Annotated in this window: 28 protein-coding genes and 1 tRNA gene; 10 read left to right on the top strand and 19 right to left on the bottom strand. The window is 61.3% G+C overall.

Annotated features, from left to right (window positions below; translation table 11 throughout):
- Nucleotides 1–7 precede the first annotated feature (7 nt).
- Both PGB28_RS18820 and era read right to left on the bottom strand, forming a co-directional pair.
- The gene (locus tag PGB28_RS18820) at nucleotides 8–331 is read right to left on the bottom strand and encodes a DUF1491 family protein (protein WP_271423073.1); all 324 of its coding nucleotides are present in this window, start codon (nucleotides 329–331) and stop codon (nucleotides 8–10) included.
- A 227-nt stretch (nucleotides 332–558) separates the two neighbouring features.
- Nucleotides 559–1,467: a GTPase Era gene (era, locus tag PGB28_RS18815; RefSeq protein ID WP_271423072.1), complete on the bottom strand. Its 909-nt coding sequence runs from the start codon at nucleotides 1,465–1,467 to the stop codon at nucleotides 559–561.
- Nucleotides 1,468–1,774: 307 nt separating this feature from the next.
- On the opposite strand from era, the gene PGB28_RS18810 reads away from it, so the two are divergent.
- A complete protein-coding gene (locus PGB28_RS18810; RefSeq protein ID WP_271423071.1) occupies nucleotides 1,775–2,386 on the top strand; it encodes a hypothetical protein in 612 nt (203 codons plus the stop codon).
- Between the two features lie 26 nt (nucleotides 2,387–2,412).
- On the opposite strand, the gene rnc is transcribed toward PGB28_RS18810, so the two are convergent.
- Nucleotides 2,413–3,087 carry a ribonuclease III gene (gene rnc / locus PGB28_RS18805; protein WP_271423070.1) on the bottom strand — a complete coding sequence of 225 codons (675 nt, stop codon included), beginning with the start codon at nucleotides 3,085–3,087 and terminating at the stop codon, nucleotides 2,413–2,415.
- On the bottom strand, nucleotides 3,084–3,917 hold the full coding sequence (lepB, locus tag PGB28_RS18800; RefSeq protein ID WP_271423069.1) for a signal peptidase I: 834 nt from the start codon (nucleotides 3,915–3,917) through the stop codon (nucleotides 3,084–3,086). The genes rnc and lepB overlap by 4 nt, the downstream gene beginning before the upstream one ends.
- A 146-nt stretch (nucleotides 3,918–4,063) precedes the next feature.
- On the opposite strand from lepB, the gene betC reads away from it, so the two are divergent.
- A complete protein-coding gene (gene betC, locus PGB28_RS18795) occupies nucleotides 4,064–5,581 on the top strand; it encodes a choline-sulfatase (RefSeq protein WP_271423068.1) in 1,518 nt (505 codons plus the stop codon).
- Nucleotides 5,582–5,623: 42 nt separating this feature from the next.
- Here betC and PGB28_RS18790 read toward each other — a convergent pair whose 3' ends face one another.
- The 8 genes from PGB28_RS18790 to folK form a co-directional block, all read right to left on the bottom strand.
- A complete protein-coding gene (locus PGB28_RS18790) occupies nucleotides 5,624–6,445 on the bottom strand; it encodes a class I SAM-dependent methyltransferase (RefSeq protein WP_271423067.1) in 822 nt (273 codons plus the stop codon).
- Between the two features lie 160 nt (nucleotides 6,446–6,605).
- Nucleotides 6,606–7,010, bottom strand: coding sequence for a holo-ACP synthase (gene acpS / locus PGB28_RS18785; protein ID WP_271423066.1), 405 nt, complete (start codon nucleotides 7,008–7,010; stop codon nucleotides 6,606–6,608).
- Nucleotides 7,007–7,459 carry a hypothetical protein gene (locus tag PGB28_RS18780; RefSeq protein ID WP_271423065.1) on the bottom strand — a complete coding sequence of 151 codons (453 nt, stop codon included), beginning with the start codon at nucleotides 7,457–7,459 and terminating at the stop codon, nucleotides 7,007–7,009. The genes acpS and PGB28_RS18780 overlap by 4 nt, the downstream gene beginning before the upstream one ends.
- Entirely contained in the window at nucleotides 7,456–8,196 is a 741-nt protein-coding gene (locus PGB28_RS18775; protein WP_271423064.1) for a pyridoxine 5'-phosphate synthase, read from the bottom strand. Before PGB28_RS18775 ends, PGB28_RS18780 begins: the two co-directional genes overlap by 4 nt.
- A gap of 74 nt (nucleotides 8,197–8,270) precedes the next feature.
- Nucleotides 8,271–8,939, bottom strand: a complete 669-nt coding sequence (locus tag PGB28_RS18770; RefSeq protein ID WP_271423063.1) for a DUF2062 domain-containing protein — start codon at nucleotides 8,937–8,939, stop codon at nucleotides 8,271–8,273.
- 14 nt (nucleotides 8,940–8,953) lie between these two features.
- Nucleotides 8,954–11,092, bottom strand: coding sequence for a RelA/SpoT family protein (locus tag PGB28_RS18765; protein WP_271423062.1), 2,139 nt, complete (start codon nucleotides 11,090–11,092; stop codon nucleotides 8,954–8,956).
- 24 nt (nucleotides 11,093–11,116) lie between these two features.
- Nucleotides 11,117–11,470, bottom strand: coding sequence for a DNA-directed RNA polymerase subunit omega (gene rpoZ / locus PGB28_RS18760; protein ID WP_271423061.1), 354 nt, complete (start codon nucleotides 11,468–11,470; stop codon nucleotides 11,117–11,119).
- Nucleotides 11,471–11,573: 103 nt separating this feature from the next.
- Entirely contained in the window at nucleotides 11,574–12,182 is a 609-nt protein-coding gene (folK, locus tag PGB28_RS18755) for a 2-amino-4-hydroxy-6-hydroxymethyldihydropteridine diphosphokinase (protein ID WP_333908247.1), read from the bottom strand.
- Between the two features lie 86 nt (nucleotides 12,183–12,268).
- Here folK and PGB28_RS18750 point away from each other — a divergent pair, with 86 nt between their 5' ends.
- On the top strand, nucleotides 12,269–12,838 hold the full coding sequence (locus PGB28_RS18750; protein WP_271423060.1) for a LabA-like NYN domain-containing protein: 570 nt from the start codon (nucleotides 12,269–12,271) through the stop codon (nucleotides 12,836–12,838).
- Between the two features lie 34 nt (nucleotides 12,839–12,872).
- The gene (locus tag PGB28_RS18745; protein WP_271423059.1) at nucleotides 12,873–13,304 is read left to right on the top strand and encodes a YqaA family protein; all 432 of its coding nucleotides are present in this window, start codon (nucleotides 12,873–12,875) and stop codon (nucleotides 13,302–13,304) included.
- A gap of 55 nt (nucleotides 13,305–13,359) precedes the next feature.
- Here the strand turns inward: PGB28_RS18745 and PGB28_RS18740 are convergent, their stop codons facing one another.
- Nucleotides 13,360–13,821 carry a c-type cytochrome gene (locus PGB28_RS18740; protein ID WP_271423058.1) on the bottom strand — a complete coding sequence of 154 codons (462 nt, stop codon included), beginning with the start codon at nucleotides 13,819–13,821 and terminating at the stop codon, nucleotides 13,360–13,362.
- A 154-nt stretch (nucleotides 13,822–13,975) separates the two neighbouring features.
- Here PGB28_RS18740 and ispH point away from each other — a divergent pair, with 154 nt between their 5' ends.
- A complete protein-coding gene (gene ispH / locus PGB28_RS18735; RefSeq protein ID WP_271423057.1) occupies nucleotides 13,976–14,929 on the top strand; it encodes a 4-hydroxy-3-methylbut-2-enyl diphosphate reductase in 954 nt (317 codons plus the stop codon).
- Between the two features lie 47 nt (nucleotides 14,930–14,976).
- On the opposite strand, the gene PGB28_RS18730 is transcribed toward ispH, so the two are convergent.
- The 3 genes from PGB28_RS18730 to PGB28_RS18720 all read right to left on the bottom strand — a co-directional run bounded on the left by PGB28_RS18730 (nucleotide 14,977) and on the right by PGB28_RS18720 (nucleotide 17,564).
- Entirely contained in the window at nucleotides 14,977–16,020 is a 1,044-nt protein-coding gene (locus tag PGB28_RS18730) for a succinylglutamate desuccinylase/aspartoacylase family protein (protein ID WP_271423056.1), read from the bottom strand.
- A gap of 238 nt (nucleotides 16,021–16,258) precedes the next feature.
- On the bottom strand, nucleotides 16,259–16,909 hold the full coding sequence (locus PGB28_RS18725; RefSeq protein WP_271423055.1) for a peroxiredoxin: 651 nt from the start codon (nucleotides 16,907–16,909) through the stop codon (nucleotides 16,259–16,261).
- Nucleotides 16,910–17,054: 145 nt separating this feature from the next.
- Nucleotides 17,055–17,564, bottom strand: a complete 510-nt coding sequence (locus tag PGB28_RS18720) for an NUDIX domain-containing protein (protein WP_408636281.1) — start codon at nucleotides 17,562–17,564, stop codon at nucleotides 17,055–17,057.
- On the opposite strand from PGB28_RS18720, the gene PGB28_RS18715 reads away from it, so the two are divergent.
- The 3 genes from PGB28_RS18715 (at nucleotide 17,563) to PGB28_RS18705 (ending at nucleotide 21,109) form a co-directional block, all read left to right on the top strand.
- Nucleotides 17,563–18,816, top strand: coding sequence for a DNA polymerase IV (locus PGB28_RS18715; RefSeq protein WP_271423090.1), 1,254 nt, complete (start codon nucleotides 17,563–17,565; stop codon nucleotides 18,814–18,816). The two genes, PGB28_RS18720 and PGB28_RS18715, sit on opposite strands and share 2 nt — an antisense overlap.
- A 198-nt stretch (nucleotides 18,817–19,014) precedes the next feature.
- Entirely contained in the window at nucleotides 19,015–19,680 is a 666-nt protein-coding gene (locus PGB28_RS18710) for a hypothetical protein (RefSeq protein ID WP_271423054.1), read from the top strand.
- Nucleotides 19,681–19,714: 34 nt separating this feature from the next.
- Complete coding sequence (locus tag PGB28_RS18705; RefSeq protein ID WP_271423053.1) at nucleotides 19,715–21,109, top strand: caspase family protein; 1,395 nt, start codon at nucleotides 19,715–19,717, stop codon at nucleotides 21,107–21,109.
- Nucleotides 21,110–21,115: 6 nt separating this feature from the next.
- Here PGB28_RS18705 and PGB28_RS18700 read toward each other — a convergent pair whose 3' ends face one another.
- Nucleotides 21,116–21,982 carry an N-formylglutamate amidohydrolase gene (locus PGB28_RS18700; protein ID WP_271423052.1) on the bottom strand — a complete coding sequence of 289 codons (867 nt, stop codon included), beginning with the start codon at nucleotides 21,980–21,982 and terminating at the stop codon, nucleotides 21,116–21,118.
- A gap of 152 nt (nucleotides 21,983–22,134) precedes the next feature.
- On the opposite strand from PGB28_RS18700, the gene PGB28_RS18695 reads away from it, so the two are divergent.
- Nucleotides 22,135–22,209: transfer RNA gene (locus PGB28_RS18695), tRNA-Val, on the top strand.
- 80 nt (nucleotides 22,210–22,289) lie between these two features.
- Nucleotides 22,290–22,415 carry a type B 50S ribosomal protein L36 gene (ykgO, locus tag PGB28_RS18690; RefSeq protein WP_057820407.1) on the top strand — a complete coding sequence of 42 codons (126 nt, stop codon included), beginning with the start codon at nucleotides 22,290–22,292 and terminating at the stop codon, nucleotides 22,413–22,415.
- Between the two features lie 146 nt (nucleotides 22,416–22,561).
- Here the strand turns inward: ykgO and PGB28_RS18685 are convergent, their stop codons facing one another.
- Nucleotides 22,562–24,181 (bottom strand): peptidoglycan-binding protein, encoded by a 1,620-nt coding sequence (locus PGB28_RS18685; RefSeq protein WP_271423051.1) that lies wholly within the window; start codon nucleotides 24,179–24,181, stop codon nucleotides 22,562–22,564.
- 16 nt (nucleotides 24,182–24,197) lie between these two features.
- Nucleotides 24,198–25,370, bottom strand: coding sequence for a phenylacetate--CoA ligase family protein (locus tag PGB28_RS18680; protein ID WP_271423050.1), 1,173 nt, complete (start codon nucleotides 25,368–25,370; stop codon nucleotides 24,198–24,200).
- Nucleotides 25,371–25,458: the final 88 nt, after the last annotated feature.

Genomic DNA, 25,458 nt, shown 5'->3' with positions numbered 1-25,458 from the left:
GCTGCGCCTAAAGCCCGCCACTGTCCAGCATATGCCGTCCGGCGCGGTCCTCGACCTCGATGATCCAGAGGTCACGGTCAAAGTCGCGCTGACGGCGCAGGAACGCATCGATCTCCGCCTCGGGGCCAGCGCGCATCTCTTCCCAGCGGGTCTCGTCGCTCATCAGGTCATGCATCCGGTGAAACACCCGCGCATGACCGTCCAGCGTGTTGAGCTTGACCATGATCATGCCCGCCGTGTCATCGCCATGGGCCACGACAAAGGCCGGGATATCCGCGCCGCGCAGCCGCGCGATATAGGCCGCAACCCAGAAATCTGCCGTCAAACGCATCTGTTCACTTTCATGACCGCTCTTGTCATTTGAACCGCCGCGCCCCCATCCCCATCTCAAGTGTCAGAGGCAGAGGTCTCGCCACAGACGACTGGACAGGATCGCCAAAGGTGGTCGCGTTCAAAGCGGCGATGCCTGTTTCCCGTGGCTCTCCCGGTCGGCCGTCTCTCCCCATTGCCGCCGGGTCCAACCGGGGCCCTGTCACTTTGACGGGGTCCCGGGCTTGGTCACGCATTCCCGTCGCGGAAATCCAGACCCATTTCGGAATAGCGCTCTTTCTCTTCCAGCCATTTCTCGCGCACCTTGACCTTGACGAAAAGATGCACGCGGCGGCCCAGGAATTCCTCCAGCTCTTCGCGCGCGGCTTTGGAAATGGCCTTGATCGTCTCACCCTTGTTGCCTAGCACGATGCCCTTGTGGCCGTCCCGCATGACATAGATCATCTGATCAATCCGGGCCGAGCCATCCTTGCGCTCTTCCCAGTGCTCGGTCTCGACCGTCAGCTGGTAGGGCAATTCCTGATGCAGCCGGAGCGTCAGCTTTTCGCGGGTCATCTCGGCCGCGATCATCCGCAGCGGCAGGTCGGCGATCTGGTCCTCGGGATACAGCCACGGCCCTTCCGGAATCTCCCCCGCCAGCCAGCGTTTGAGATCATCGCAGCCATGGCCCTTTTCCGCCGATATCAGGAAGGTCTCTGCAAAATTGAACCGTTCGTTCAGATCCTTGGTCAGTGCCAGCAGCACCTCCGATTTCACCCGGTCGATCTTGTTGATCGCCAGCGCCACCTTGCGCCCATGGGCCACGGTGTCGAGTTCCTCAAGGATGCGTTCGACGCCGTCGGTCACGCCGCGATGTGCCTCGACCAACAGCACAACAACATCTGCATCCGCCGCCCCGCCCCAGGCTGCGGCGACCATCGCGCGGTCCAGTCTGCGACGAGGTTTGAAAAGACCCGGCGTATCGACAAAGACGATCTGGCTGTCACCCTCGATGGCCACGCCGCGAATGCGCGCGCGGGTGGTCTGAACCTTGTGGGTTACGATCGACACTTTCGCACCCACCATGCGGTTGGTGAGCGTGGATTTGCCCGCGTTGGGCTCTCCGATCAGGGCGACAAATCCGGCGCGTGTGGTCATGGGCTGGCTTCCTGTAAATGCAGCCATGGTGGTTACAGCAAATCATATGCTGCCACCAGACGGAAAGTCCGTCCGCTGCAAGTCGGTATTTACCGTGCAGATCAACGCACCTGTCCAAATGCGGCAGGAATGAAGCACAATTCGGAAACAATATGCGCGAAAAATCACAAATACCCCACGTTTCCGCCCAAAACCACAACTAATACGTGTACCGCAAGTTGAGGATAGAGAGATGACAGACCTAGACGGAAACATCCAAACACCCCATTTTGCCCGGCTTCGAGTGAGTGTGTACGCCGGAACCCGCATGAACGCGCTGGAACAGCGAATGCGAAACGAGATTGCCCGACTGCGGCGCGGCCATGAAAACCCGCGCGCGGTCAAATCCTGCGACAACCGACAAGGCGACATTGTGAATGTCGCCTTCTGTCGTTTTGAAGGGGGTGACACGCCCACGTTTACCTTGTCTATCTCGGGCGGCCATCCCGAAGCCGACAAGGCTGAGCTTGCCCGGCTGACGCTTGCTCTGGTGGGAGCCTTCCCGATCAGCCACGTGGCCTGGCTGGACGATAGCGCCCTTTTGGAGCGGAGCGTTTTTCTCGCCGCACTCGGTCAGGAACAAGACCGTCTTTTCCGCCCGACACGTCCCGTGACGACGACAACCAGACGCCGGACATTGCGACACAACAAGGCGCGGCGTCCCTCGCCCGCAGTGTCACAATGGAAGCGTGAAAAACTTCTCCGTGCCGAGTTCTGCCGAGACCTGACTGCCGGCGAAGTCCGCGAGATGCGCCGCTGCGCTGGCCTGCCCAGCCCGGAACGGCGGGTGGCAAGCGCAATCCTGACCGCAAGTGTTGTCGTCGCGATGAATACTTCGGGGGCAGTGGCAAGCGTTCTGTCCATGGCAGGGGCGCTTTAACCAGAATTGCCCCGCACGGCACGGGGTCAGAGCTTGTCCAAAAGCGCCTTGGCCGCCGCATGTTCGGCCAGCCGCTTGGACCCCGCCTTGGCGCGTTCGGATTGGCCGCTTTCCAGACGGGCCTCGATCACAAAAACCGGGGCATGATCCGGGCCTTCACGGCTGATCTCGGCGTAGACCGGTGGCTTCTGCCCGCGCGCCTGTGCCCATTCCTGAAGGCTGGTCTTGGCATCGCGCGCATCCACCTCGACCCGGTCGATCCGTTTGCCCCAGAGCCGCAGCACCAGCGACTTGGCCGCGTCGAACCCGGCATCAAGGTAAACCGCGGCAATCACCGCCTCCATCGCGTCGCCCAAAAGCGCCATCTTGCGCCGCCCGCCGGACATCATCTCGGACCGGCCCAGCTTCAGAGCAGGTCCAAGCTCGACCTGCCGCGCGACATCGGCGCAGGTTTCCTTGCGCACCAGCGCATTGAAGCGTGGGGCAAGCTGGCCTTCGCTGGCGTCCTTGTCGGCGGATAACAACGCCTCGGCCATGACAAGGCCCAGCACGCGGTCTCCCAGAAATTCAAGCCGCTGGTTGTCACCCCGGGTCCGGCTGGCCATCGAGGAATGCGTCACCGCACGCACAAGCAGGCCCGGATCATCGAACTGGTGCCCGATCCGGTCCTGCAGTTTTTTCAAATCTTCCGAAAGCTTCACTCGATCCCCTTGAAGAACCTGTCACCGCGCCATGTCCAGAAGAATAGCATGGAACGACCGGCAGAGGAGAACATCACGCGGTCCGCACGGCCCACAAGGTTTTCATAAGGCACAAAGCCCACGCCGCGCACCTCCTGCGGAAAACGGGAATCGGTCGAATTGTCCCGGTTGTCGCCCATCATGAAATAATGACCTTCGGGGACGGTAAAGACCGGCGTGTCGTCAGAGGCGCGGCGCCCGATATTGAGCACCGAATGCTGGTGCCCGTTTGGCAGGGTTTCGATATATTTCTCTTTTTCGCAGATGCCACCGCGCCCCACGGGGGCGTTGGAGCAGCTTGGCGTGTTGCGCATGCCGCCCTGCGGCTCGGCCACCTCGGTAAACACGCCATCGCGCTCCAGTTTGACCGCAGTGCCGTTGATATGCAGCACGCCGCCCTTCATCTGGATGCGGTCCCCCGGAAGGCCCACCACGCGCTTGATGAAGTCACTGCCATTGACCGGGTGCCGGAACACGGCCACATCGCCACGCTCCGGTTCACCGCCCAAAAGGCGGGTATTGTCCCCATCGGCCCAGCCACAGAAAGACTTGGCATCCAGGTTGATCCCGAGCCGCGGAATGATGATCGACGGGCAGGAGGCGTAGGAATAGCCATAAGCCATCTTGTTCACGAACAGGAAATCGCCAATCAGCAGCGTGTCTTTCATCGACCCGGACGGGATCCAGAAGGGCTGAAAGAACACGGAACGGAACACGCCCGCGATCAGAAGTGCATAGACAACCGTCTTGATGGTTTCGACGATTGCATTGCCCTTTTTTTCTTCTGCCATAGCCATGCGGCTCCCCGTGTTTCTGGTTCCGGGGCTACATGGGCCGGGGCGCATCGGGTGTCAAGCAATGGCACGCACTCGGCTCTGGACCTCCGGCATTTGTTGATCAATGCTGCGCGTCAGCCGCAGGGTAGGGAGAGCGCGATATGGCCGGTAAACCCAATATTCTGATCTTCATGGTGGACCAGCTGAACGGGACATTGTTTCCCGATGGTCCGGCGGATTGGTTGCACACGCCCAATATCCGCGCCCTGGCCGCGCGGTCCACGCGGTTTCGCAATGCCTATACCGCCTCGCCTCTTTGTGCGCCGGGCCGGGCGAGCTTCATGTCCGGGCAATTGCCCTCTGCCACCCGGGTCTATGACAACGCCGCCGAGTTCGCCTCATCCACCCCGACCTATGCCCATCACCTGCGCCGCGCGGGCTATCAGACCTGTCTGTCGGGCAAGATGCATTTCGTCGGCCCTGATCAGCTTCACGGGTTCGAGGAGCGTCTGACCACCGACATTTACCCACCCGATTTCGGCTGGACGCCGGATTACCGCAAACCCGGCGAACGCATCGACTGGTGGTATCACAATATGGGCTCGGTCACAGGCGCGGGCATAGCCGAGATTTCCAACCAAATGGAATATGACGACGAGGTCGCCTATCACGCCACCCGAAAGGTCTATGATCTCGGCCGTGGCCATGACGACCGCCCCTGGTGCCTCACGGTCAGCTTCACCCATCCGCATGATCCATATGTGGCGCGGCGCAAATACTGGGACCTCTACAAGGAGTGCGCACATCTCCTGCCCCCGGTCCCGGCCATGGATTACGACGACCACGATCCGCATTCCAAACGCATTTTCGATGCCAATGACTGGCGCAGTTTTGACATCACCGAAGAGGATATCCGCCGGTCCCGCCGCGCCTATTTCGGCAACATCTCCTATCTCGATGACAAGATCGGCGAAGTGATGGAGGCGCTGCGCGGCACGCGGCAGGAGGACAACACGATCATCCTCTTTGTCTCGGACCACGGCGACATGCTGGGTGAGCGCGGATTGTGGTTCAAAATGAGCTTTTTCGAAGGCTCCGCGCGCGTGCCCCTCATGATCGCCGCGCCGCAGATGACACCCGGCCTCATCGACACGCCGGTCAGCAATATCGACGTCTGCCCCACGCTCTGCGATCTGGCCGGGGTCAGCATGGACGAGGTCATGCCATGGACCACAGGGGAGTCGCTTGTGCCGTTGGGTCAGGGCAGCACCCGGACCAGCCCCGTCGCGATGGAATACGCGGCCGAGGCGTCCTATTCTCCAATGGTCGCGCTGCGCGCGGGGCGCTGGAAATACACCAATTGCGCGCTTGATCCCGAGCAGTTGTTCAATCTGAACGACGACCCGCATGAATTGACCAACCTTGCGGGCGATCCGGCCCATGCCGACACGCTGGAACGGTTCCGGGTGGCCGCCGCCGAACGCTGGGATCTGGAGCGCTTCGACGCCGAGGTGCGCGAAAGCCAGGCCCGGCGTTGGGTGGTCTATGAAGCATTGCGCAACGGCGATTATTTCCCGTGGGATTACCAGCCACTGCAAAAGGCGTCCGAGCGCTACATGCGCAATCACATGGACCTGAACGTGGTCGAGGAAAACGCCCGCTTCCCACGCGGGGAGTGACAATCACTTCTGGGCTGCGACAAGTGCCATTGGAGTGTCGGCTCAGGCCGCGCAGACAAAGCTGTAGGTCAGCATGCGACGTTCTTTCAGGCCGCGGAGTTGATTCTTTGTCATGTCCCTTGACTGCCCGCCGAACAAGAGCGCGGTCGTCACGGGCAAAGGATTTGCCGGGCCGGCCTTATTTGCGCGCGCTTCGAGCCAATGAAAGCTCTCGGTCGTCGAATCCCGCTCATGTAAGATACGGAAACCGGCCTCCTCCAGCAGCGCCCGCATGTCATCCGGGGTCACCAGATGGCTCATGCTGGCATCCGAAGCCCATGGGGCAGGGTAAAGCATGTGCCCTCCCTCCCCTTGAAGAATGTCAAACACCGCAAAGATTCCGCCCGATTTCAGCACGCGCCGTGCTTCAGCATACATCTTGTGTTTGTGTTCGATATTCATCGCCACATGAACGGTGACCGCGGCATCAAACCGATTGTCATCAAACGACAGGTTTGTCGCATCGCCTTGCTGAAATCTGGTTCGATCGCTGTACGAGACCCAATCGGACAGCACAGTCGCGACCTCGCAAAGTTCCGGCGTCAGATCCAGACCGACCACCTGACACCCCGCCACCTCGGCAATCGTCCGAGAGACGCCACCCAGACCGCTCCCGATGTCGAGGACTTCGCAGGACGGGGCCAGTCTCATCGCTTGCACCAGTTCAAGCGTGGCCTCCCGTCCGCGGAAATGAAACTCATCTATGGATTCAAGATCGGCAGGCCTTGTTTTGCCGGGTTCCAGCCCCGCGCGGCGCAAACCCTCGGCGACTTTTTCCACCAGACTGCCATCAGCCTGATAGTGGCTGGTAACACCCGTCTCCATGGCGTCGACTCCTTATGATCGGTCCCCGGTGTCGCGGGCGCACGGCCCGCTGAAAGGCTTTGCCAGTTTAACACATGATCTCCGGAACCGCACGACACGCAGATCGCACCAGCCGTCCCTCGCCCCTTGTTTCGGTGGCGAACGGCCCGGAATGATCAGGTCAGGCGTGCAGAGGCCGCGCTTCGATCACGACAAAGGCTTGCGCCCAAGGGTGATCATCGGTCAGCGTCACGTGGATGATCGCCTCATGCCCGTCAGGCGTCATGGCGTCGAGCCGCTCTTTGGCCCATCCCGTCACATGCATGACGGGCTGGCCGGTGCGCAGATTGCTGACCGCCATATCCTTCCACGCGATGCCCATTCGCAGCCCGGTGCCCAGCGCCTTGGAACAGGCCTCTTTGGCGGCCCAGCGCTTGGCATAGGTGCCGGGTGTATCGGCGCGGCGTTCGGCCTTGGCCTGTTCAATCTCGGTAAAGACGCGGTTGCGGAACCGGTCGCCGAACCGCTCCAGCGTGCGTTCGATCCGCTCGATATTACACAGATCGGTGCCAACCCCGAGGATCAATCCCCACCCCCAAGCCAGGCGTCGATCTGACCTGTCGCCTGATTGACGGCGAGGTTGAGCCAGTTCGAAACAAAGCCGCCGGACGGCGCGTCAAACACCTGCACCGGAAGATCAAAGATCAGCCCGACAGACGGGTCGTAATTGGCGTTCATTGCCCCGAACTCGACCCCCGAAAACCCGATAGAGCCATCAAGGCTAACCACTTTGCACTGCCGCCCGCCCAATTCGTCATAGGGCGGTGACAGGATGACAATATGAAACGCCCCGGCTGCGGGTTCTATCGTATCGGTCAGCGCCAGCCGCGTCTGCCCGTTCGAGAATGTGCGGCTGTTGTCTTCCCACGGCTCGACCAAGGCCAGCGCCGAGGCGCGCCAGTCACAATCGGACACGGCCTGCGCGCTTAGTGGCGCCGCCAGAACCAGCGCGGTAAGGGCAGCCAGGCCCTTCATGTCCGCACCTCATCCATCAGGCGGCGCATCTCAGCGATAGCGCCTTCGAGACCCCGGAAAATCGCCTCTCCGATCAGGAAATGCCCAATATTGAGTTCCGCGACCTGAGGGAACGCCGCCACGGGCTGGACCGTTTCATAATTCAAGCCGTGCCCGGCATGCACCTCAAGCCCCAGATCGTGAGCAAGGGCCGCCATCTCGCGCATCGCCTCAAGCTCACGGTCGCGATCCTGAATGCGGCCCTCGGAATGGGCATCGCAATAGGCGCCGGTATGCAATTCGATGACCTGCGCGCCGATCCGGTGGGCGGCCTCGATCTGGCGTTTGTCGGCAGCGATGAAAATCGACACGCGGCATCCCGCCTCGCGCAAGGGAGCGATGAAATGGGCAAGCTTGTTTTCCTCGCGCGCCACTTCAAGCCCGCCTTCGGTGGTGCGTTCCTCGCGTTTTTCGGGGACGATACAGACCGCGTGCGGTTTGTGGCGCAATGCGATTTTCTGCATCTCATCGGTGGCGGCCATCTCGAAATTCAACGGCACGTTCAGCGCGGCCATCAGCCCGTCGATATCGGCGTCCGAGATATGCCGACGGTCTTCACGCAGATGCGCGGTGATGCCGTCTGCCCCGGCCTCTTCGGCCAGTTTGGCGGCGCGGATCGGATCGGGAAACGCCCCACCGCGGGCATTCCTGACGGTGGCCACGTGGTCAATATTCACGCCAAGACGCAGATGTGTCATCCGGGGTCCCCCTTGTGGTTCAGTGTCAGGCTAATATGCGCCACCGCAGCGCGAAATCAAAATTTGATCAAATTTCAGGATTGCCTGCCATTTTCGGCCTTGGCGGCTGCTTTCTTGGCGGCGGCCTTGGCCTTGATCGCGTCGAACCGTTTCTTCATCACACCCTTTCTGCGGGCCTGATAGGCGCGGATCAAGGGTTCCGAGATGAAATAGCAGATCGTCGCCACGATGATTCCCGGAATGATCCCACCGATCATGTAGGGATAGAACACGTCGTGCCAGAAAAGCTGAAGCCCGCTCCAATCCGGTGGCCGCCCCTGAAACCAGTCCCAGAGATTGCGGGTCAGGTCGTCGCCAGCATCAACGAATTTCTGGCCCAGCGACGTCTCCACATCCAGTTCCAGGTTCCCGCCCAACAGAAAATACCCGGTGTTCAGCGAAACGATCCCGATTGGAATATAGGTCAGCGGATTGCCAAAGAACGTGGCCAGAAGCGCGGCAAGGATATTGCCCCGCATGATCCAGGCCAGCGTGCCCGCCACCACGAAATGCATGCCATAGAACGGGGTAAAAGTGGTAAAGACCCCGGCCCAGATGCCGCGCGCAATCTTTTCCGGCGGATCGGGCAGCCGGTGCAGCCGATGTTTCACGTATTTGGCCGCACGCGCCCATCCGCCCCGCGGCCAGAAAAATTCCAACACGGCGCGCCAGGTCGGTTTTCGGTCGCGGCGTTTGAAAACCACGGGATCGGGTCCTTTCAGTTCGCCTCCGCCCTCCTGGCGATCGGCGGGGCGTCCCGCATCCTGTCTACTTGTGCGACATCGCTTTCCGCTTCGAGCGCCGTGATCAGCGAATGGAGGTGTTCAGCGTCGCGTAGATCGACATTTAGATGCAGTCGGTAAAAATCCGGTTTCCGGTCAATGAACTCAAGGTCCGAGATATTCGCCCCTTGCCCGCCAATCAATGTGCAAATACGTCCCAGCACACCGGCATCATTGCTCATGGTTACGTCGAGCGTAACGGCGTATTCCGCCGGGTGCTTGCCTTCGCTCCAATGGAGGTCCAGCCAGCGCTCGGGCTGATCCTCGTAATCGGCCAGCACTTCACAATCGATGGCATGCACCACCACACCCTTGCCGCGATAGGTGATGCCCACGATCCTCTCGCCAGGCAAAGGCTGACAACAGGGCGCGCGCCGGAAGCTCTGGCCTTGCTCAAGGCCAATCACCGCGCGCTTGCGGTCGATCTCATCGCCGTCTTCGGGGACAAGGTCGGGATAAACCGCCTCGACCACTGCACGGGAGGTCAGTTCCGCCGATCCAAGCCGGGCGAGAAGCGTATCAGCACTGTCGAGCCGCAGGTTCTTGGCCGCAGTTTCCAGCACCTTGTCCTTGGCCTTGCGGCCCACATGCTCGAACGCCGCGCGGGCCAGTTCACGACCCAGCCGAACGAAGCGCTCGCGGTCCTGTTCGCGCAACGCCCGGCGAATGGCGCTCTTGGCCTTGCCGGTGATGGCGATGTCGAGCCAGGTGGCCTGGGGCTGCTGGCCTTCGGCGGTGATCACCTCGACCGACTGGCCATTCTTGAGCCGGGTCCAAAGCGGCACGCGCAACCCATCCACCTTGGCCCCCACGCAGGCATGGCCGATCCGCGTGTGAATCGCATAGGCAAAATCCAGCGGGGTGCCCCCACGCGGCAGCTTGATCACGTCCCCCTTGGGCGAAAAGCAGAACACCTGATCCGAATACATCTCCAGTTTGACGGCTTCGAGAAAGTCATCGTGATCATCCTCGCCCTCGAATTGTTCGGTGAGCGACGAAATCCAGCGCGCCGGGTCCACGGCAAAGGGGTTTTCCGAGCGCACGCCATCGCGATAAGACCAATGTGCCGCCACCCCGGTTTCGGCCACGTCATGCATCTGGCGGGTGCGGATCTGCACCTCAACGCGTTTCCCGTCGCGGCCCGACACCGTGGTGTGGATCGAGCGATAACCATTCGATTTGGGTTGGCTGATATAATCCTTGAACCGGCCCGGCACGGCGCGCCAGCGCTGGTGGATCACGCCCAGAGCGGCATAGCAATCCGCTTCGCTCTCGGTGATGATGCGGAACCCGTAAATGTCGGAAAGACGGGAAAACCCCATCTCCTTTTCCTGCATCTTGCGCCAGATCGAATAGGGTTTCTTGGCCCGGCCAAAGACCTGCGCCTCGATCCCGGCTTTCTCGAATTCCGAGCGCATATCGCCGGTGATGCGGTGGATCACATCGCCGGTTTCTTTCTGCAACGTGATGAAACGGCGGATGATGCTGGCCCGGCCCTCGGGGTTGAGCACGCGAAACGCCAAGTCCTCCAGTTCGTCGCGCATCCATTGCATACCCATGCGACCCGCCAGCGGCGCAAAAATATCCATGGTCTCGCGCGCTTTTTGCACCTGCTTGTCCGGGCGCATCGCCTTGATCGTGCGCATGTTGTGCAGGCGGTCGGCAAGCTTGACCAGAATGACCCGCAAATCGCGCGACATGGCCATGAACAGCTTGCGGAAATTCTCGGCTTGCTTGGTCTGGGTCGAAGAGAGCTGCAGATTGGTCAGCTTGGTCACACCATCAACGAGCATCGCGATCTCATCGCCGAATTTCCCGGCGATATGAGTGTAGGTGCTTTTGGTGTCTTCAATCGTGTCGTGCAAAAGCGCGGTTATGATTGTCGCGTCATCCAGACGCTGTTCGGTCAGGATCGCAGCCACGGCAACCGGATGCGTGAAGTACGGCTCGCCGGAATGGCGGACCTGCCCCTCGTGCATCTCGCGGCCATAATCATAGGCCGCGCGGATCAACGTTTCGTTGGTCTTGGGATTATAGTTGCGGACAAGCGCGACGAGGTCGTCAGCAGAAATCATCGCGCGTCCCTACCAGGGCCGGGCTTACCCCTGGCCTTGAGCTTCCATCAGCGCCCGGAGGAGTTTTTCCTCGGACATGTCATCATCCTGCGGCTTGTCGGGCTCGGCCCCCATCAGCAGCGCCATGGCGTCCTCTTCGGGCTCGTCCACTTCGATCTGGGTCTGGTTGCTCTCGATCATGCGCTCGCGCAGGTCTTCGACGCTCTGGGTTTCCTCGGCGATCTCGCGCAGCGACACGACAGGGTTCTTGTCATTGTCCCGATCCACGGTGATCGCGGCACCGGCGGAGATTTCGCGCGCACGGTGTGCGGCGAGCATCACCAGCTCGAACCGGTTCGGAACCTTGTCAACGCAATCTTCTACCGTCACGCGGGCCATGGGAATCTCCGTCTGGCAATATCTGCTTGAAGGACGGGTACATAAAGCGGATCAAACCTCTTGACAAGCGCGTTTCCGGATGATCGCACAGGTTTTTGCCATCTCACAGGGGTTTTATCTCATCCCGCTCTGAGATGGGCAGCGCGTCATGCATGTCCCGCACGGTTTGCCCCAGCACAGGGTGTCTCCAATCCGGCGCCACATCCATCAGTGGGACAAGGACAAACGCCCGGTCCTGCAAACGCGGATGCGGCACGATCAACTGGCCCGGAGTCTCGGTCATCTGGGCCCCAAGCGGAAGATCACGCCAATGCGTATAGGTCGCAGCATCCGGCAGAACCGTCGCGCCAAACGCAATGAGATCTAGGTCCAGGGTGCGCATGCCCCAACGCTCCGTCCTTTGCCGTGCGAAGCGCGCCTCGATCTCGTGAAGCAGGCCAAGTAAAGCGTGGGCAGACCCCGTCCAGCCAACCGCAATCGCCGCATTGACATAGTCGGGCCCGGCGCCTGCCGGAAAGCAGGGCGTTCCGTAAAACCGGCTCCGCGCACGAATCATTGCCCCCGCATCCGAAAGCGCCTCAATGGCCAATGGAAGGGATTTAATCGGCGGCCCGGACGGTGAATCGAGGTTCGCGCCCAACGCAATTAAGGCGATATTCTCGCTAGGGCTGCATTTTCCTGAGTTTTTCTGTTGAACTTGCTCTTGCGACACGGACGAATTTCTCTAATTTTAGTGTAGGCTCGCTGCGTATTTTTCACTCACAAAGCAGGACGGGGCCACTTTTGGAAGGACAATTTATGTTTTACAAGGACGAACGGCTCGCGCTGTTCATCGACGGCTCCAATCTATACGCTGCGGCAAAAGCTCTTGGGTTTGACATCGACTACAAGCTCCTCAGGCAGGAATTTGTCCGGCGTGGGAAATTGCTGCGCGCTTTCTACTATACGGCGCTTCTGGAAAACGAGGAATATTCCCCGATCCGGCCATTGGTGGATTGGCTGCACTATAACGGCTTTACCATGGTGACCAAGCCGGCCAAGGAATATACCGACAGCCAGGGCCGCAGAAAGGTCAAGGGCAACATGGATATCGAACTGACCGTCGATGCCATGGAGCTTGCACCGCGCGTGGATCATATCGTGCTGTTTTCCGGAGATGGGGATTTCCGGCCGCTGGTGGAAAGCCTCCAGCGTCAGGGCGTGCGCGTTTCGGTGGTCTCGACGATTCGCAGCCAACCGCCGATGATCGCCGATGAACTGCGCCGTCAGGCCGACAACTTTATCGAACTGGATGGGCTGCGCGACGTGATCGGCCGCCCGCCGCGTGAACATGTAGAAGACCGCTCAGCATCTGCGGCTGCGGGCTGATAACGCGCCCGCACTCTAGGTCCGGACCCGAACCTTGGCTGAGCTGACGTCACTCATCACGCTCTTTGCCGCTGCGTTCGGGGCCGCGACCATCCTGCCCTTTCAGTCGGAAATCGTTTTCGTCGCGATGCAAAAGGCCGGGAACGTGCCGGTTGCGGCGCTGGTCCTGTGGGCCAGCGTCGGAAATACGCTTGGGGCTTGCGTAAATTACGTTCTGGGACGCTGGGCCGCCCATTTCGAAGGACGCCGCTGGTATCCGGCGTCGCAGGCACAAATGGCACGTGCCGAGCGGTGGTATGCGAGGTGGGGCGTCTGGACGCTGTTGCTCAGCTGGGCCCCGTTCGGAGACGCGTTCACGGTGATCGCCGGCGTGTTGCGCACGCCGGCCTGGTTGTTTCTGGTGCTGGTCACAATTGCCAAGACCGGACGCTACATCGTTCTGGCCTGGATCACGGCGCAGATTTGAAACCCGAAATCCTCCAAAGATTTCGGGCCGGTGTCCGGATCGGGAATCGGGACCGTTACTGCGATGCTTCGAAGCGCCGATTCAGCTCGTTGTGACGCGCGATGATCCGCTCCGGCCACGACGCCTTGATATAGCCAAGAACCGCCAAAATCTCCTCATCGCTCAGGATCTTGCCAAACCCGGCCATATCCGATTGCACGGCACCACCCATGACCACTTCGGTCCCAAATTTGGTGATCGCAAAGAGCTGCGCGTCCGGATGATGCCAGGTGTGGCCTGTTTCATCATGCGGCGGGGCGCGAAACCCACCGTCGGGATTACGGGAGCGCCAGTCCTCCTCGCCTTCAAGCTCGGCACCATGGCAGGCCGCACAGTTCTCGGCATAAAGCGTTTCGCCAATCTGGACCTGCTGCGCGTCCCAATAGGGAAATAACCCTGCTGCATCCTCCGGTTTGCCTTCGGCCCATACAGGCGCGGCGCTCACGGCAACAAGGCCCATCCAAATCAGTCGTTTCACTGTAGTCTCCGCTTCATGGTATTTGCCCTCAATTCGAAGCTTCCCATGGGGGAAGGTCAATTCACCACCCTGTGAGCGCCCGTCTCACTGGACGAAGCGCCCGCAACGTATTACCTCCGGGCCAACTTCCAAGGTCGCCCCAAAGGACGCCAACATGACTGAGAAACCCACCCTGACCCTCTATCTCGCGGCCCCGCGCGGGTTTTGTGCAGGCGTGGATCGCGCCATCAAGATCGTCGAAATGGCGATCGGGAAATGGGGCGCGCCGGTCTATGTGCGCCACGAGATCGTGCATAACAAATTTGTTGTCGACGATCTCCGCCGTAAGGGTGCGGTATTTGTCGAGGAACTGGAAGATTGCCCCGACGACCGTCCGGTGATCTTTTCCGCCCATGGCGTGCCGAAATCCGTCCCAGCCGAAGCCGCGCGGCGCGAGATGCTCTATGTCGATGCCACATGTCCTTTGGTGTCCAAAGTGCATATCGAAGCGCAACGCCATGCCGAAAATGGCTTGCAAATCATCATGATCGGCCATGCGGGGCATCCCGAGACCGTGGGCACAATGGGACAATTGCCCGACGGTGATGTGCTATTGGTCGAAACCGAAGCCGATGTGGCGCATGTCGAGGTGCGCGACCCGAACCGGCTTGCCTTTGTCACGCAGACGACGCTCTCGGTCGATGACACGGCGGGGATTGTCGCGGCACTTCAGGCGCGGTTCCCCAACATCGTCGGACCGCACAAGGAAGACATCTGCTATGCCACGACCAACCGTCAGGACGCGGTCAAGGCGATGGCGTCGAAATGCGACGCGATGCTGGTGGTGGGCGCGCCGAATTCGTCCAACTCGCGACGGCTGGTCGAGGTCGGGGCGCGAGCGGGCTGCAGCTATTCCCAACTGGTCCAGCGCGCCACGGATATCGACTGGCGCGCGCTTGATGGTATCACCTCCGTTGGGATCACTGCAGGGGCGTCCGCCCCCGAAGTGCTGGTGAACGAGGTGATCGACGCGTTCCGCGACCGCTATGATGTACGGGTCGAGCAAGTTGAAACCGCACAGGAAAACGTCGAATTCAAGGTGCCGCGCGTGCTGCGCCAACCGGCCTGATACCGGTACCGGCGTAGGGTGGGCAGTCCCGCCCACCACGCTGCTCCTCAGATAATCTCATCCTCGTCAAACAGCGGCGCGGCCTCGCGCTGGGCCGACATTTCATCCACCACCGCCTCGGCCACCCGGGCCGATGGGGTCAGCGCAATGTGAAACAGCGCGTCGCCCTCATTGACCACGGGCATGTTTGTGCGCCCGATGATGATCCCCGCCATGTCGCTGATCACCTCGGTTTCCACGTCGCCAAACGGGTCCGAGACGACGCCAAGAACCTCGCCCGGCTCGACCAGGTCCCCGATGGTCCGGTAAGTTCGCAAAAGCCCGCCCAGCGGCGCGCGGAACCAGCTTGAGCGTTCCGACGCCAGCGGACGCCCCTTGGCCCGGGGCACACCTTTGGCCCCGATCATCTTCAACGCGTTCATGACCCTCAGAATGCCCGACACGCCCGCCCGCGCCGCGTATTCGTCAAAGCGCAGCCCCTCGCCCGCCTCGTAGAGCAGCACATCAACCCCCTGCTCTTCGGCTGCCATGCGCAGCGACCCCTCGCGCAGCTTGGATTGCAGCATGACCGGTGCGCCAAAGGCGCGGCCCAGTTCTTCCAACCGCGCATTGCCGGGCGTCAGGCGGATCTGCGGCAAGTTCTCGCGCCGGATCGCGGCGGAATGCAGGTCAATGCCGATATCGCTGCGCGCCACCACCTCGGTCATGAAAAGATGCGCAAGCCGCGCCGCCAGCGATCCGGAGGGATGCCCCGGAAAACACCGGTTGAGGTCGCGCCTGTCCGGCAGATAGCGGGAATGGTTGAGGAACCCGAAGGAGTTGACCAGCGGCACGGCCAACAAAGTGCCCGCCAGACGCGACACGGGCGAGGCCCGCAAGAGCCTGCGCACAACCTCGACGCCGATCACCTCATCCCCGTGGATGGCGGCAGAGACAAACATCACGGGTCCCGCGCGCCGCCCATGCACCACATGGACGGGCATGGTCACCGGCGTATGGTCGGGCATCTGGCTGACCGGCAGTTCGACAGTTTGACGCGCACCCGGGGCGACCTTGACCCCGCCTATTTCAAACGCCGATTGCCTGACCATACCGTATCCTCGCTCAATCCATCCTCGTAGAGCGATAGGAAATCGGTGCGCCCATGTCCATGGGGCGGCCTATGATCAAAGCCGCGCCGATTTTATTTGAAGCGTCTCACGTCGTCGCGGGCCGCAACGCCGATACCCGGCCGGATTGGCCGCGCGGACGTTGAACAGGCGGCAAAAAGCCCCCGAAACCATGGGTTCCGGGGGCTCGTATCCTTCGTGACCAAGAGATCGGGGCAGCTCAGGCCGCTTTGGTGGTCCGCAGGTAAGGCAGCTTGACGTCGATCTCACCGAATTTTTCGCGGGCCTGTTCGTCCGTCAGGGACAGCGCCACGATCACATCCTGACCCTTTTCCCAGTTGGCCGGGGTGGCAATCGGCGTGCCATATGTGGCCTGCAGCCCGTCCAGTGCACGCAGTACCTCGGCAAAATTCCGGCCCACCGACATCGGATAGGTCATGATCAACTGCACTTTCTTGTCCGGGCTGATGATAAAGACCGAGCGGACCGAGGCGCTGTCCGCTGCCGTGCGCCCATCGGGCAGGTAGGCCTCGGCGGACAGCATATCGAAGAGCTTGGACACCGCCAGATCTTCGTCAGCGATGATCGGGAAAACGGCGGGCGCGCCCGAGAAGCTTTCAATATCGCTTTTCCATTCCTTGTGTTCGTCCACGCCGTCCACCGACAGGCCGATCACCTTGGTGTTGCGCTGCTCCCATTCCGCAGCCAGCTGGGCGACAGCGCCAAATTCGGTGGTGCAGACCGGGGTGAAATCCTTGGGGTGCGAAAACAGGATGACCCAGCTGTCACCGATCCAGTCGTGAAACGTAATGCTGCCCTGATCTGTTTTAGCGGTGAAATTCGGTACGATATCGTTGATGCGCAGACCCATGCGAGTGTCTCCTTGTGGGGTGTTGCCTTGGTTCACATTCCAAAACGGAGATATATTTTATATTCAGGTTTGCCACCCCCCGGAGACCGGGAATCGACGCTCGTGACAGGATGTCGCAAATCGCGCTGTTTAAAGGATTCACGCCCTATCGCCCTGCTCCGGAAAGATGCGAAAGATATGCCGCCACCTGTTCGCGAAAATGCGGCACCGCATCGTCGCACGCTACGAAATCTCCGGCGGCCATGAGCATCCACCCCTGTCCCTCATCACCAAAGACGACCTGCCCGGCAGCATCGATTGGCAAGTGAGCCGCGAAAAACGCAACCGTGCCATGCGGGCGCGTGTAGTCCCGGCGATAGACCAACGCATCAACGCCAAGGCGCAGCCCCACCTCTTCGCGGGTTTCGCGCAGCACGCAGACCTCGGCGGTCTCGCCCGCCTCGCGCCCGCCCCCGGGCAGGTCCAGATGACCGGGCCACGGAATGTCCGGGTCGTCATCACGCCGGATCACCAGCAGCGCGCCGCCCAGAAACAACGCCAGCTTGGCCCCAACGATATGGTCGTCTGACATGAATTCCACGTGCTTGCCTGCCTCTTGCCCTATATAGTCGAGACCCAGCCCCACTGCACCCGACTTGATCCGGTTTATGCTCATGCCTGCCCTATGCCGCGATTGCCTGACCGAATTTGACACCGGCCTGTCCTGTCCCGCCTGCCGGTCGCGCCGCGTTGTTGCGCATGACGAACTTTGGGAGCTGTCCATCGCGCATATGGACTGCGATGCGTTTTATGCCAGCGTCGAAAAGCGCGATGATCCCAGCCTTGCCGGGAAACCCGTGATCATCGGCGGCGGGCGGCGCGGTGTGGTTTCGACTGCTTGCTATGTCGCGCGCATTCGCGGCGTGCGCTCGGCCATGCCGATGTTTCAGGCGCTCAAGCTCTGTCCCGATGCGGTGGTGATCAAGCCGCGCATGCAGGCCTATGTGGACGCCTCCCGCGCGATCCGCGCCATGATGGACGAACTGACCCCGGTGGTCGAACCCCTGTCGCTGGACGAAGCTTTCATGGACCTGACAGGCACACAGCGCTTGCATGGCCACCCACCCGCCATCATGCTGGCGCGCCTGATCCGGCGGATGCGGGACGAATTGGGCCTCACCGGGTCGATCGGGCTGAGCCACAACAAGTTTCTCGCCAAGATCGCCTCGGATCTGGACAAACCGCACGGGTTTTCCGTGATCGGCAAGGCCGAGACAGCGTCTTTTCTGGCCGACAAACCCGTGCGCCTGATCTGGGGCGTGGGCAGCGCCGCGCAGGAATCGCTCGACCGCGCGGGCATCCGCACCTTCACCGACCTCAAACGCTGGGACGAACGGGACCTGACCGCGCGGTTCGGCTCCATGGGCACGCGGCTCTGGCATCTGGCACGCGGGCTGGATGCGCGGCGCGTCTCCGCCAATGCACCGGTGAAATCAATCTCGAATGAAACGACATTTTTCGAGGATACGTCGGACCCCGATCTTCTGGATGGGCATCTCTGGCGCATGGCGGAAAAGGTGGCGGACCGGGCCAAGGCCAAGGACAAAGCCGGACGCGTCGTGACGCTCAAGCTGAAACAGGCCAATCACCAGATCCTGACCCGCCGCCTTTCCTTGCGGGACGCGACGCAAATGGCCGACACGATCTATCGCACCGCGCGCATGTTGTTCGATCAGGTTGATGACAAAGGCCCCTACCGGCTACTTGGCTGCGGGATTTCACATCTCGTCGATGCAAGCGAGGCCGACCGCGCGCCGGACCTGCTTGACCCCGATGCCGGAAAACGTGCCGAGGCCGAACGCGCGACGGACCGCATTCGCGCGCGGTTCGGGCCAGATGCCATTCTGAAAGGCCGGTCGCTGCGTTAGGATTGAGGCGCTTGCCGAAATTTCACGCAAGAGTCGAAAAGTATAAACATTTCAAAGCCGTGCCCTTGACGGCCAGACTCTGATTTTGTTCTTTGAAGGGTCACGAACACCCTTCACTCACCCTTCCACGTCCAAAGGCAATCAATGACAAAGAATTTTCTCGCCGGTCTCGCGGCCCTCGCCCTGATGGGCGCTTGCATGGAAACCGAATCCTCCAGCCCCACGCCCAGCCGCAATGCCGATGCGGATTTCAAAGCCGCTGCCGCCATTCTCGACGAGCGTGGGTTTGCCGATGTGGCGATCATGTCGATCCTGCAAGGCAAGATCTTTGAGGTGCAGGGTGTCTCGGACGGTCTGCTGGCCGAGCTTCAGGCGCAGTATGGGGAGCCCAACCAGATGGTGTATTCCGAGTTCGAACCCGATACCGGCCGCCAGATTCCGTCCAGCAACCTTGCCGCCTATGCCCGCTCGGCCAGCCCGTGCCTGAAAAACGGTCGCCCGTGGCGCGACTGTCAGTTGAACTACCAGCCGGTAGATGGCTGTTTCCTGGAAGCCGAGCCGCTGCGGTTCTGCAAAACCGAAGCCCGCAAGCTCGACGGGAATGGACTATTGCCGGGCGGCACACCGTCGCAATGCTGGAATTACGAAAAAGGTCCGGGCGTGATGCTGCCCTATCAGGCCGAAACCAAATCGGAGATTGACCTTGCCAAGGTCAAGGTGGTCAAAGCGGCGGCTCCGGCTCCCGCTGCGACACCAGCGTCCGAAGCCAAGCCGAAACCGCGCCAGACCCGTGTCAACACGATGGGCCGCCCAAGCTGCAAGCACGGCTACGCCAATGGCCCGGTTTTCGATCCCTTCGGGTGACGGGATGCGGGTCGCCTTGATCAGATCAGCCGGGATGCTTCTTCTCGGCTGGTTTCTTGCCGCCTCGGTCGCCTTCGCGCAGGAGGGCAGCGTCTATAATGCCCCCGGCAACAAGGTGGCCTGGGTCATCGGTATCGGTGCCTATGAAAAGACCACACCGCTGGTGAACCCGGAAAACGATGCCAGCGCCATGGCCGACGCGCTGCGCGCGCTGGATTTCAACGTGATCGAAACGCTGCATCCGACCTCCGAGGCGCTGCGCCGGGATGAGGCACAGTTCGTCAACCTGCTCTTCGATGCCGATGTGGCCATGCTCTATTACGCAGGCCATTCCATTCAGGTGAACAGCGAAAACTACATCCTGCCCACCGACTCGGATTTCGGGACTTTGGAAAAGTTCCGCGCCCAGACCATGGGCGTGTCCAGCATCCTGACCAAAATGGACCGGCTGGCCAAGATGAAGATCGTCGTGCTCGATGCCTGCCGGGACAACCCCTTTGCAGAGCAGTTGGCCGATGCCACGGGCGACCCGCAACTGACCCGCGGGCTGGCCCCGATCACCAGCCTTGTGACCGATGGCGAACTGTCTGCCGCCAATACGGACGTCTATGGCACGATCGTGGCCTATGCCGCCGCACCGGGGCGCACCGCGCTGGACGGCGAAGGGCAAAACAGCCCCTATACCAAGGCGCTTCTGAGCCGACTGCATGAACCGGGGCTTGAGGTCGGGCGGCTGTTTCGGCAGGTGGCGGCGGATGTCATCGAGGAGTCACAGGGCAAACAGCGTCCCGAATACCTCGTGAAACTCACCGACGAATTCTATTTCCGCAATATCGAGCCGCATCAATGCGATTATCTCGCGGCGGAGCCGATCAACAACCTGTCGATCCCGGGCGTCGAGTTTGACCTGCTCCAGACGGACGCAGCCATCGCCGCCTGCACCGACGCCCTGTCCGAGGCCCCCGATCACGCGCGCTATTCCCACAATCTGGCCCGCGCGCTGGACGCCGCCGGGCGGCACAAGGACAGCATTCCCCATTACCGCGTGGCCGCGAAACAGGGCTATGTGCATGCGCTCAACAATCTTGGCGTGATGCATATCAACGGCCAAGGCGTCGGGCAGGATTTTGTCGAAGGCACCCGTTTGCTGAATGAGGCTCGCACGCGTGGCCATGTTCAGGCCCGGGTCAACCTTCAGGGGACAGATTTCGGGGTTCTGATGTCCGGCGGCGAATTCCGCAAGGTGCAACAGGAGCTGGCGAGCCGTGGCCATTACAGCGGTCCGATTGACGGCGATTTCGGCAAAGGCAGCAAGGCCGCGCTAACCGCTTATCAAAAGGCAAACCGGTTTGCCGAGAATGGCCTGACGCTGGAAACACTGGACGCGCTTGGCCTGCTCGGGATCATCCCGAACTTCGTGCTGGAATAAGCGCGCTCATTCCGCGGCCAGCGGGCGTTCCTGTGTGCTGGCCCCGATCTCGGCAATCTCCGCCACAACGCCGCGCAGAAGCTTTCTGAACGCATCGAAATTCGCATTCGGGCGGATCGCCTGCTCATTCATGTAGATCGCCCGGTCGATCTCGATCTGCACGGCGTGCTGTCCGCGTTGCGGGCGGCCATATTGCTGGGTGATATAGGCCCCGGCAAAGGGCGAATTACGCACAACGGTCAGCCCTGCCGACATGAACGCGGCCTCTACACGGTCCACGATGCCGCCATCAGCGGATGCGCCGAAACGATCCCCGATCACGATCTCAGGGCGACGCGCCCCGGCGCGGGCGATTGATTCGAGCGCCTCATGCGGCATGGAATGACAATCAATGAGAATCGCCTGGCCGAACCGCGTATGCGCCGCCGACAAAAGCGACCGGAGCTGATCATGATACGGGCGCCAATAGCGTTCGATTCGGCGCTGCGCCTCGGTCATGGGGAGCTTGCCGCGATAAATCGCCCGCCCATTGGCCACCACGCGTGGAATGACACCCAGCCCGGAATTCACGCGCGGATTATAGTTGCTCGGGCGCACGCCTTCGATCACCGCCGGGTCAAGCTCGTCGGCAGACCGGTTCAGATCGACAAAGGCGCGTGGGGCACCGGCCTTGAGAAGTGGCGCGCCAAAGCTGGGCGCACAGTCAAAAAGCCTGTCTACATAGGCATCTTCCGAGGTTCGGATGATGTGTTCGTCCAGTACGGTGCGCCGCAGAAACGTCCAGGGATAATCCCGCCCGGAATGCGGCGAGGCAAAGACCACCGGCGTTGTCCACTGCTCTGGCTCGGCAAGGTAAAAGGCTCTTTTCGGCACGTTGCACTCCTGTGATGGCGTTAATGATAGACATTTTTTTCAGAAGTCCAAAAGCCCTTGATCCCCTTCGCAAAGCTTTATATAGACCCCGCTACTGGCGCGGGGTTCCGCGCCCCATTTTGTTGGGGCTCCTGCGACAGGACGGACTTTCCGGGCGATTAGCTCAGCGGTAGAGCACTTCGTTGACATCGAAGGGGTCACTGGTTCGATCCCAGTATCGCCCACCATGAACACCGTCTCCGGCCCGCCGGAGGCAGAACCGAAACCCAGGGGCGCACGCCAGCGCCGCGTAGAAGGAGAGACTGACATGAAAGTCAAGAACTCGCTCCGCTCGCTCAAGAATCGCCACCGCGATTGCCGCGTTGTGCGCCGTAAGGGCCGTGTCTATGTGATCAACAAGACGCAAAAGCGGTTCAAAGCACGTCAGGGCTAAGCCCGGACAGGCGACACCGCCAGCGACATGATCAAGCCCCGCAGCATATGCCGCGGGGCTTTGTCGTTCTCAGCTCCTGAAACCGTGGGATAGGGGCCGGGATTCAGGCAGGGCGCAAGGTCCGCCCTGCCCGCCCATACGGTGGCTCACCGCCCGGACAGAAGGAAACCCGCTGTCTTGCGGTCGACATAGCCGCTGTCGAAGATGTCCCGGTCCTTCTGGAATTTTCGGATCGCATTGCGCGTATTGTCGTCGAAATTGCCATCGGGCACACCCGGACGATAGCCAAGCTGGATCAGCCGTTGCTCCACCAGCAGCATGGTGATCGGGTTTCTGAGGATATCGCGCTCTTCCGATCTGGCTTTGCGAATGCTGGCGTCACGCCCCTTTTCGCGGAGTTCGCGAATCCGTTCGCGGGCTGATTCCGCCGCACGGGTGTTGGGGTATCGCTCGATGAAATCGCGATACGCCTCAATCGTATCCGCCTCACGCGCGCGGCTCCACGCCGCACGAACCTCGGCGCGTTCATCCTCGCGCACGTCCTCTTCGAGCGCCGCAAGCCGGTCACGGGCCTCTGCCGCGTGGCGCCCGCGCGGGTAGCGGTCAAGATAGGCGCGCAGCCCTTCGACCGTGCCACGCGCTCCTGTGCGTTCCCAATAGGCATCGTCTGCGCGTGCTTCCTCTTCTTCGCGCTCACGTTCAACCTCGCGCGCCTGCGACGCGATCAGGTTCATGATGGTCCGTGTCAGGTAGCCGGTCTGCGGATAACCGTTGGCGCGTTGCCAGGCCCGGATAGCGTTGCGCGTTCCGTTGCCAAAGATGCCGTCCACGCCGCGCGTGTTGTAGCCCAGCAGGGTGAGTTGACCCTGAACGCGCCGACGGTCATTGCGGTTCAGGCCAAGCTGTTCCTCCTCCCGTGCCCATTCGCGCACACGGTCGCCTTCGAGCGCGGCAATCCGGTCCCGTGCCTGTTCCACAAAACGGCCACGCGGGTAGCGAGAGATATAAAGCTCGTAAGACGCTTCGGTGTCGATGGCGCGGACCGCGTTCCAGAAGCCATCCTCTTCTGCGCTGCCTTCAATGACGCCCGGGCGTGGTCCGTCCCGCCCGGCAGTAAAGCCAACGGATTTGGACAGGAAGCCGCGCGCGGACATATGGGAAAGCGCCTCATCAAGGCTTTTGCCGCGCGCCAGAAGGCCATCGAAAATGGCTCGGCGCAAATTTTCAACGGACCCACGCGCCAGCGTCACCCCTTGGGGCAGGTCCATGCCACGCGTACCTACGCCCAGCCCCGTACCCAGCACATCGCCCTTGCCGGTCGGCCCAACCAGAATGACGGATCGGCCCGCCGCGTGACGGGCAAACCGGGCAAGACCAGAAAGCGACAGCCCTTCATGCGCAACGCTCATCAGATCGGGCCGGTTGGCTTCGGTTCCCAGGAGCCAGGCATCCGTTGTCGTCGTGGCGATATGGCCCGAGACCACAATCAGTATGCGATCCGCATCATCAGAGAGCCTGCGGAACCGGTCAGCCGCGGCAAGAAGATCGCGAGTATCCTCGTCAAAGGCCGCGACAACATCAAACCCGTTCCGTGCCAGGTCTTCGGCGATGGCCCGCAATTCGTCGCCCGTGCGAAAATCCGGCATCCGGCGGTAATCAGAATTCGCAAGTACCAGTGCCACATCGGCAGCGCGGCCGGGGCTCGAAGAGGACACGGCAACCAGCGCCGCGATCCCGATTGCGATGCGGCTGAACAAAACACTCATGATGGGTCCTCCCGGATCAGTCGTAGACCCGGGTATCCTCTATCACGATGCCGTCTTTGGGAAGGGTGCCAGGGGACACAAGCTCGATAGCGCCACGAAGCTTGAGCACATCGCGCACCGTCGCATCATAGCGCGAGGGGTCGTCAGACGCGCTTTCAAGACGCACGATCATCGTGTCTGCCTCGCCTTCTCGCGCGGCGATCACACGTGCGCGAGTGACCTCCTCATGGCGCGCGACCAGTTCGGCCACCTGTTCGGGACGCACGAACATACCCTTGATCTTGGTGGTCTGATCGGCACGGCCCATCCAGCCCTTGATGCGCATATTTGTCCGCCCACAAGGGCTTTCGCCGGGCATGATCGCACTCAGATCACCGGTCGCAAAACGGATCAGCGGATAATCGGGGTTGAGCGTAGTCACGACAACTTCGCCCACTTCACCGGGGGCCACCGGATCGCCGGTTCCCGGTGTCACGATCTCGACGATCACGCCTTCGTCAATGATCATGCCCTCCTGCGCCGGGCTTTCATATGCGATATTTCCAAGATCAGCGGTGGCGTAACATTGCAGACAGGAAATGCCCCGATCGGCATATTCCTGCCGGAGCGAGGGGAAGAGTGCACCGCCACCCACAGCTGCGCGGGTGATCTTGAGGGGCAGGCCCATCTCCTCGGCCTTGTCCAGAATCACCTTGAGATAATCCGGTGTGCCCGCATAGGCCGTCACCCCGATGTCATGGGCAGCGCGCGCCTGAAGCTCGGTCTGGCCGGTGCCGGCGGGCAACACGGCGGCACCCACGGCGCGCGCGCCATTCTCGAAAATCATGCCGGCAGGTGTCAGGTGGTAGCCGAAACAGTTCTGCACGATGTCACATGTCCCGATGCCCACCGCATGCAGGAAGCGTCCCATGCGCCACCAGTCATGGCTGACCCCGCCGGGTTCATAAATCGGACCGGGAGACTGGAAGATATGCGCTACATTGCTGACGGGCAGCCCGCCGAACGGAGCCTGTTGCTTTTGCCGCGCCACGAGATCGGATTTGCGCAGCACGGGGCGCCCCGACAGCTCGGAAAGATCGCCCACCCGCGCCATGCCATTTCGCTCCAGCTGTGCATTCAGGTCGGTCAACTGACCCGCCGCGCGTTCATCGGCCGAGCGGGTTTCCAGATTATCGAAATAGGTGCTCATGCGACTTGTCCTCTGATGAATTGACGCAGCGACAGCTTGCCCTGTGTGCAGGGGTGGGCCCGCGCGTCTAGGTCTGTATGCAAATGTG

The sequence above is a fragment of the Primorskyibacter aestuariivivens genome (genome assembly GCF_028023675.1).
GTDB classification, from domain to species: Bacteria; Pseudomonadota; Alphaproteobacteria; order Rhodobacterales; family Rhodobacteraceae; genus Marinovum; species Marinovum aestuariivivens.
This window is presented reverse-complemented; position numbering and strand designations above follow the sequence as displayed.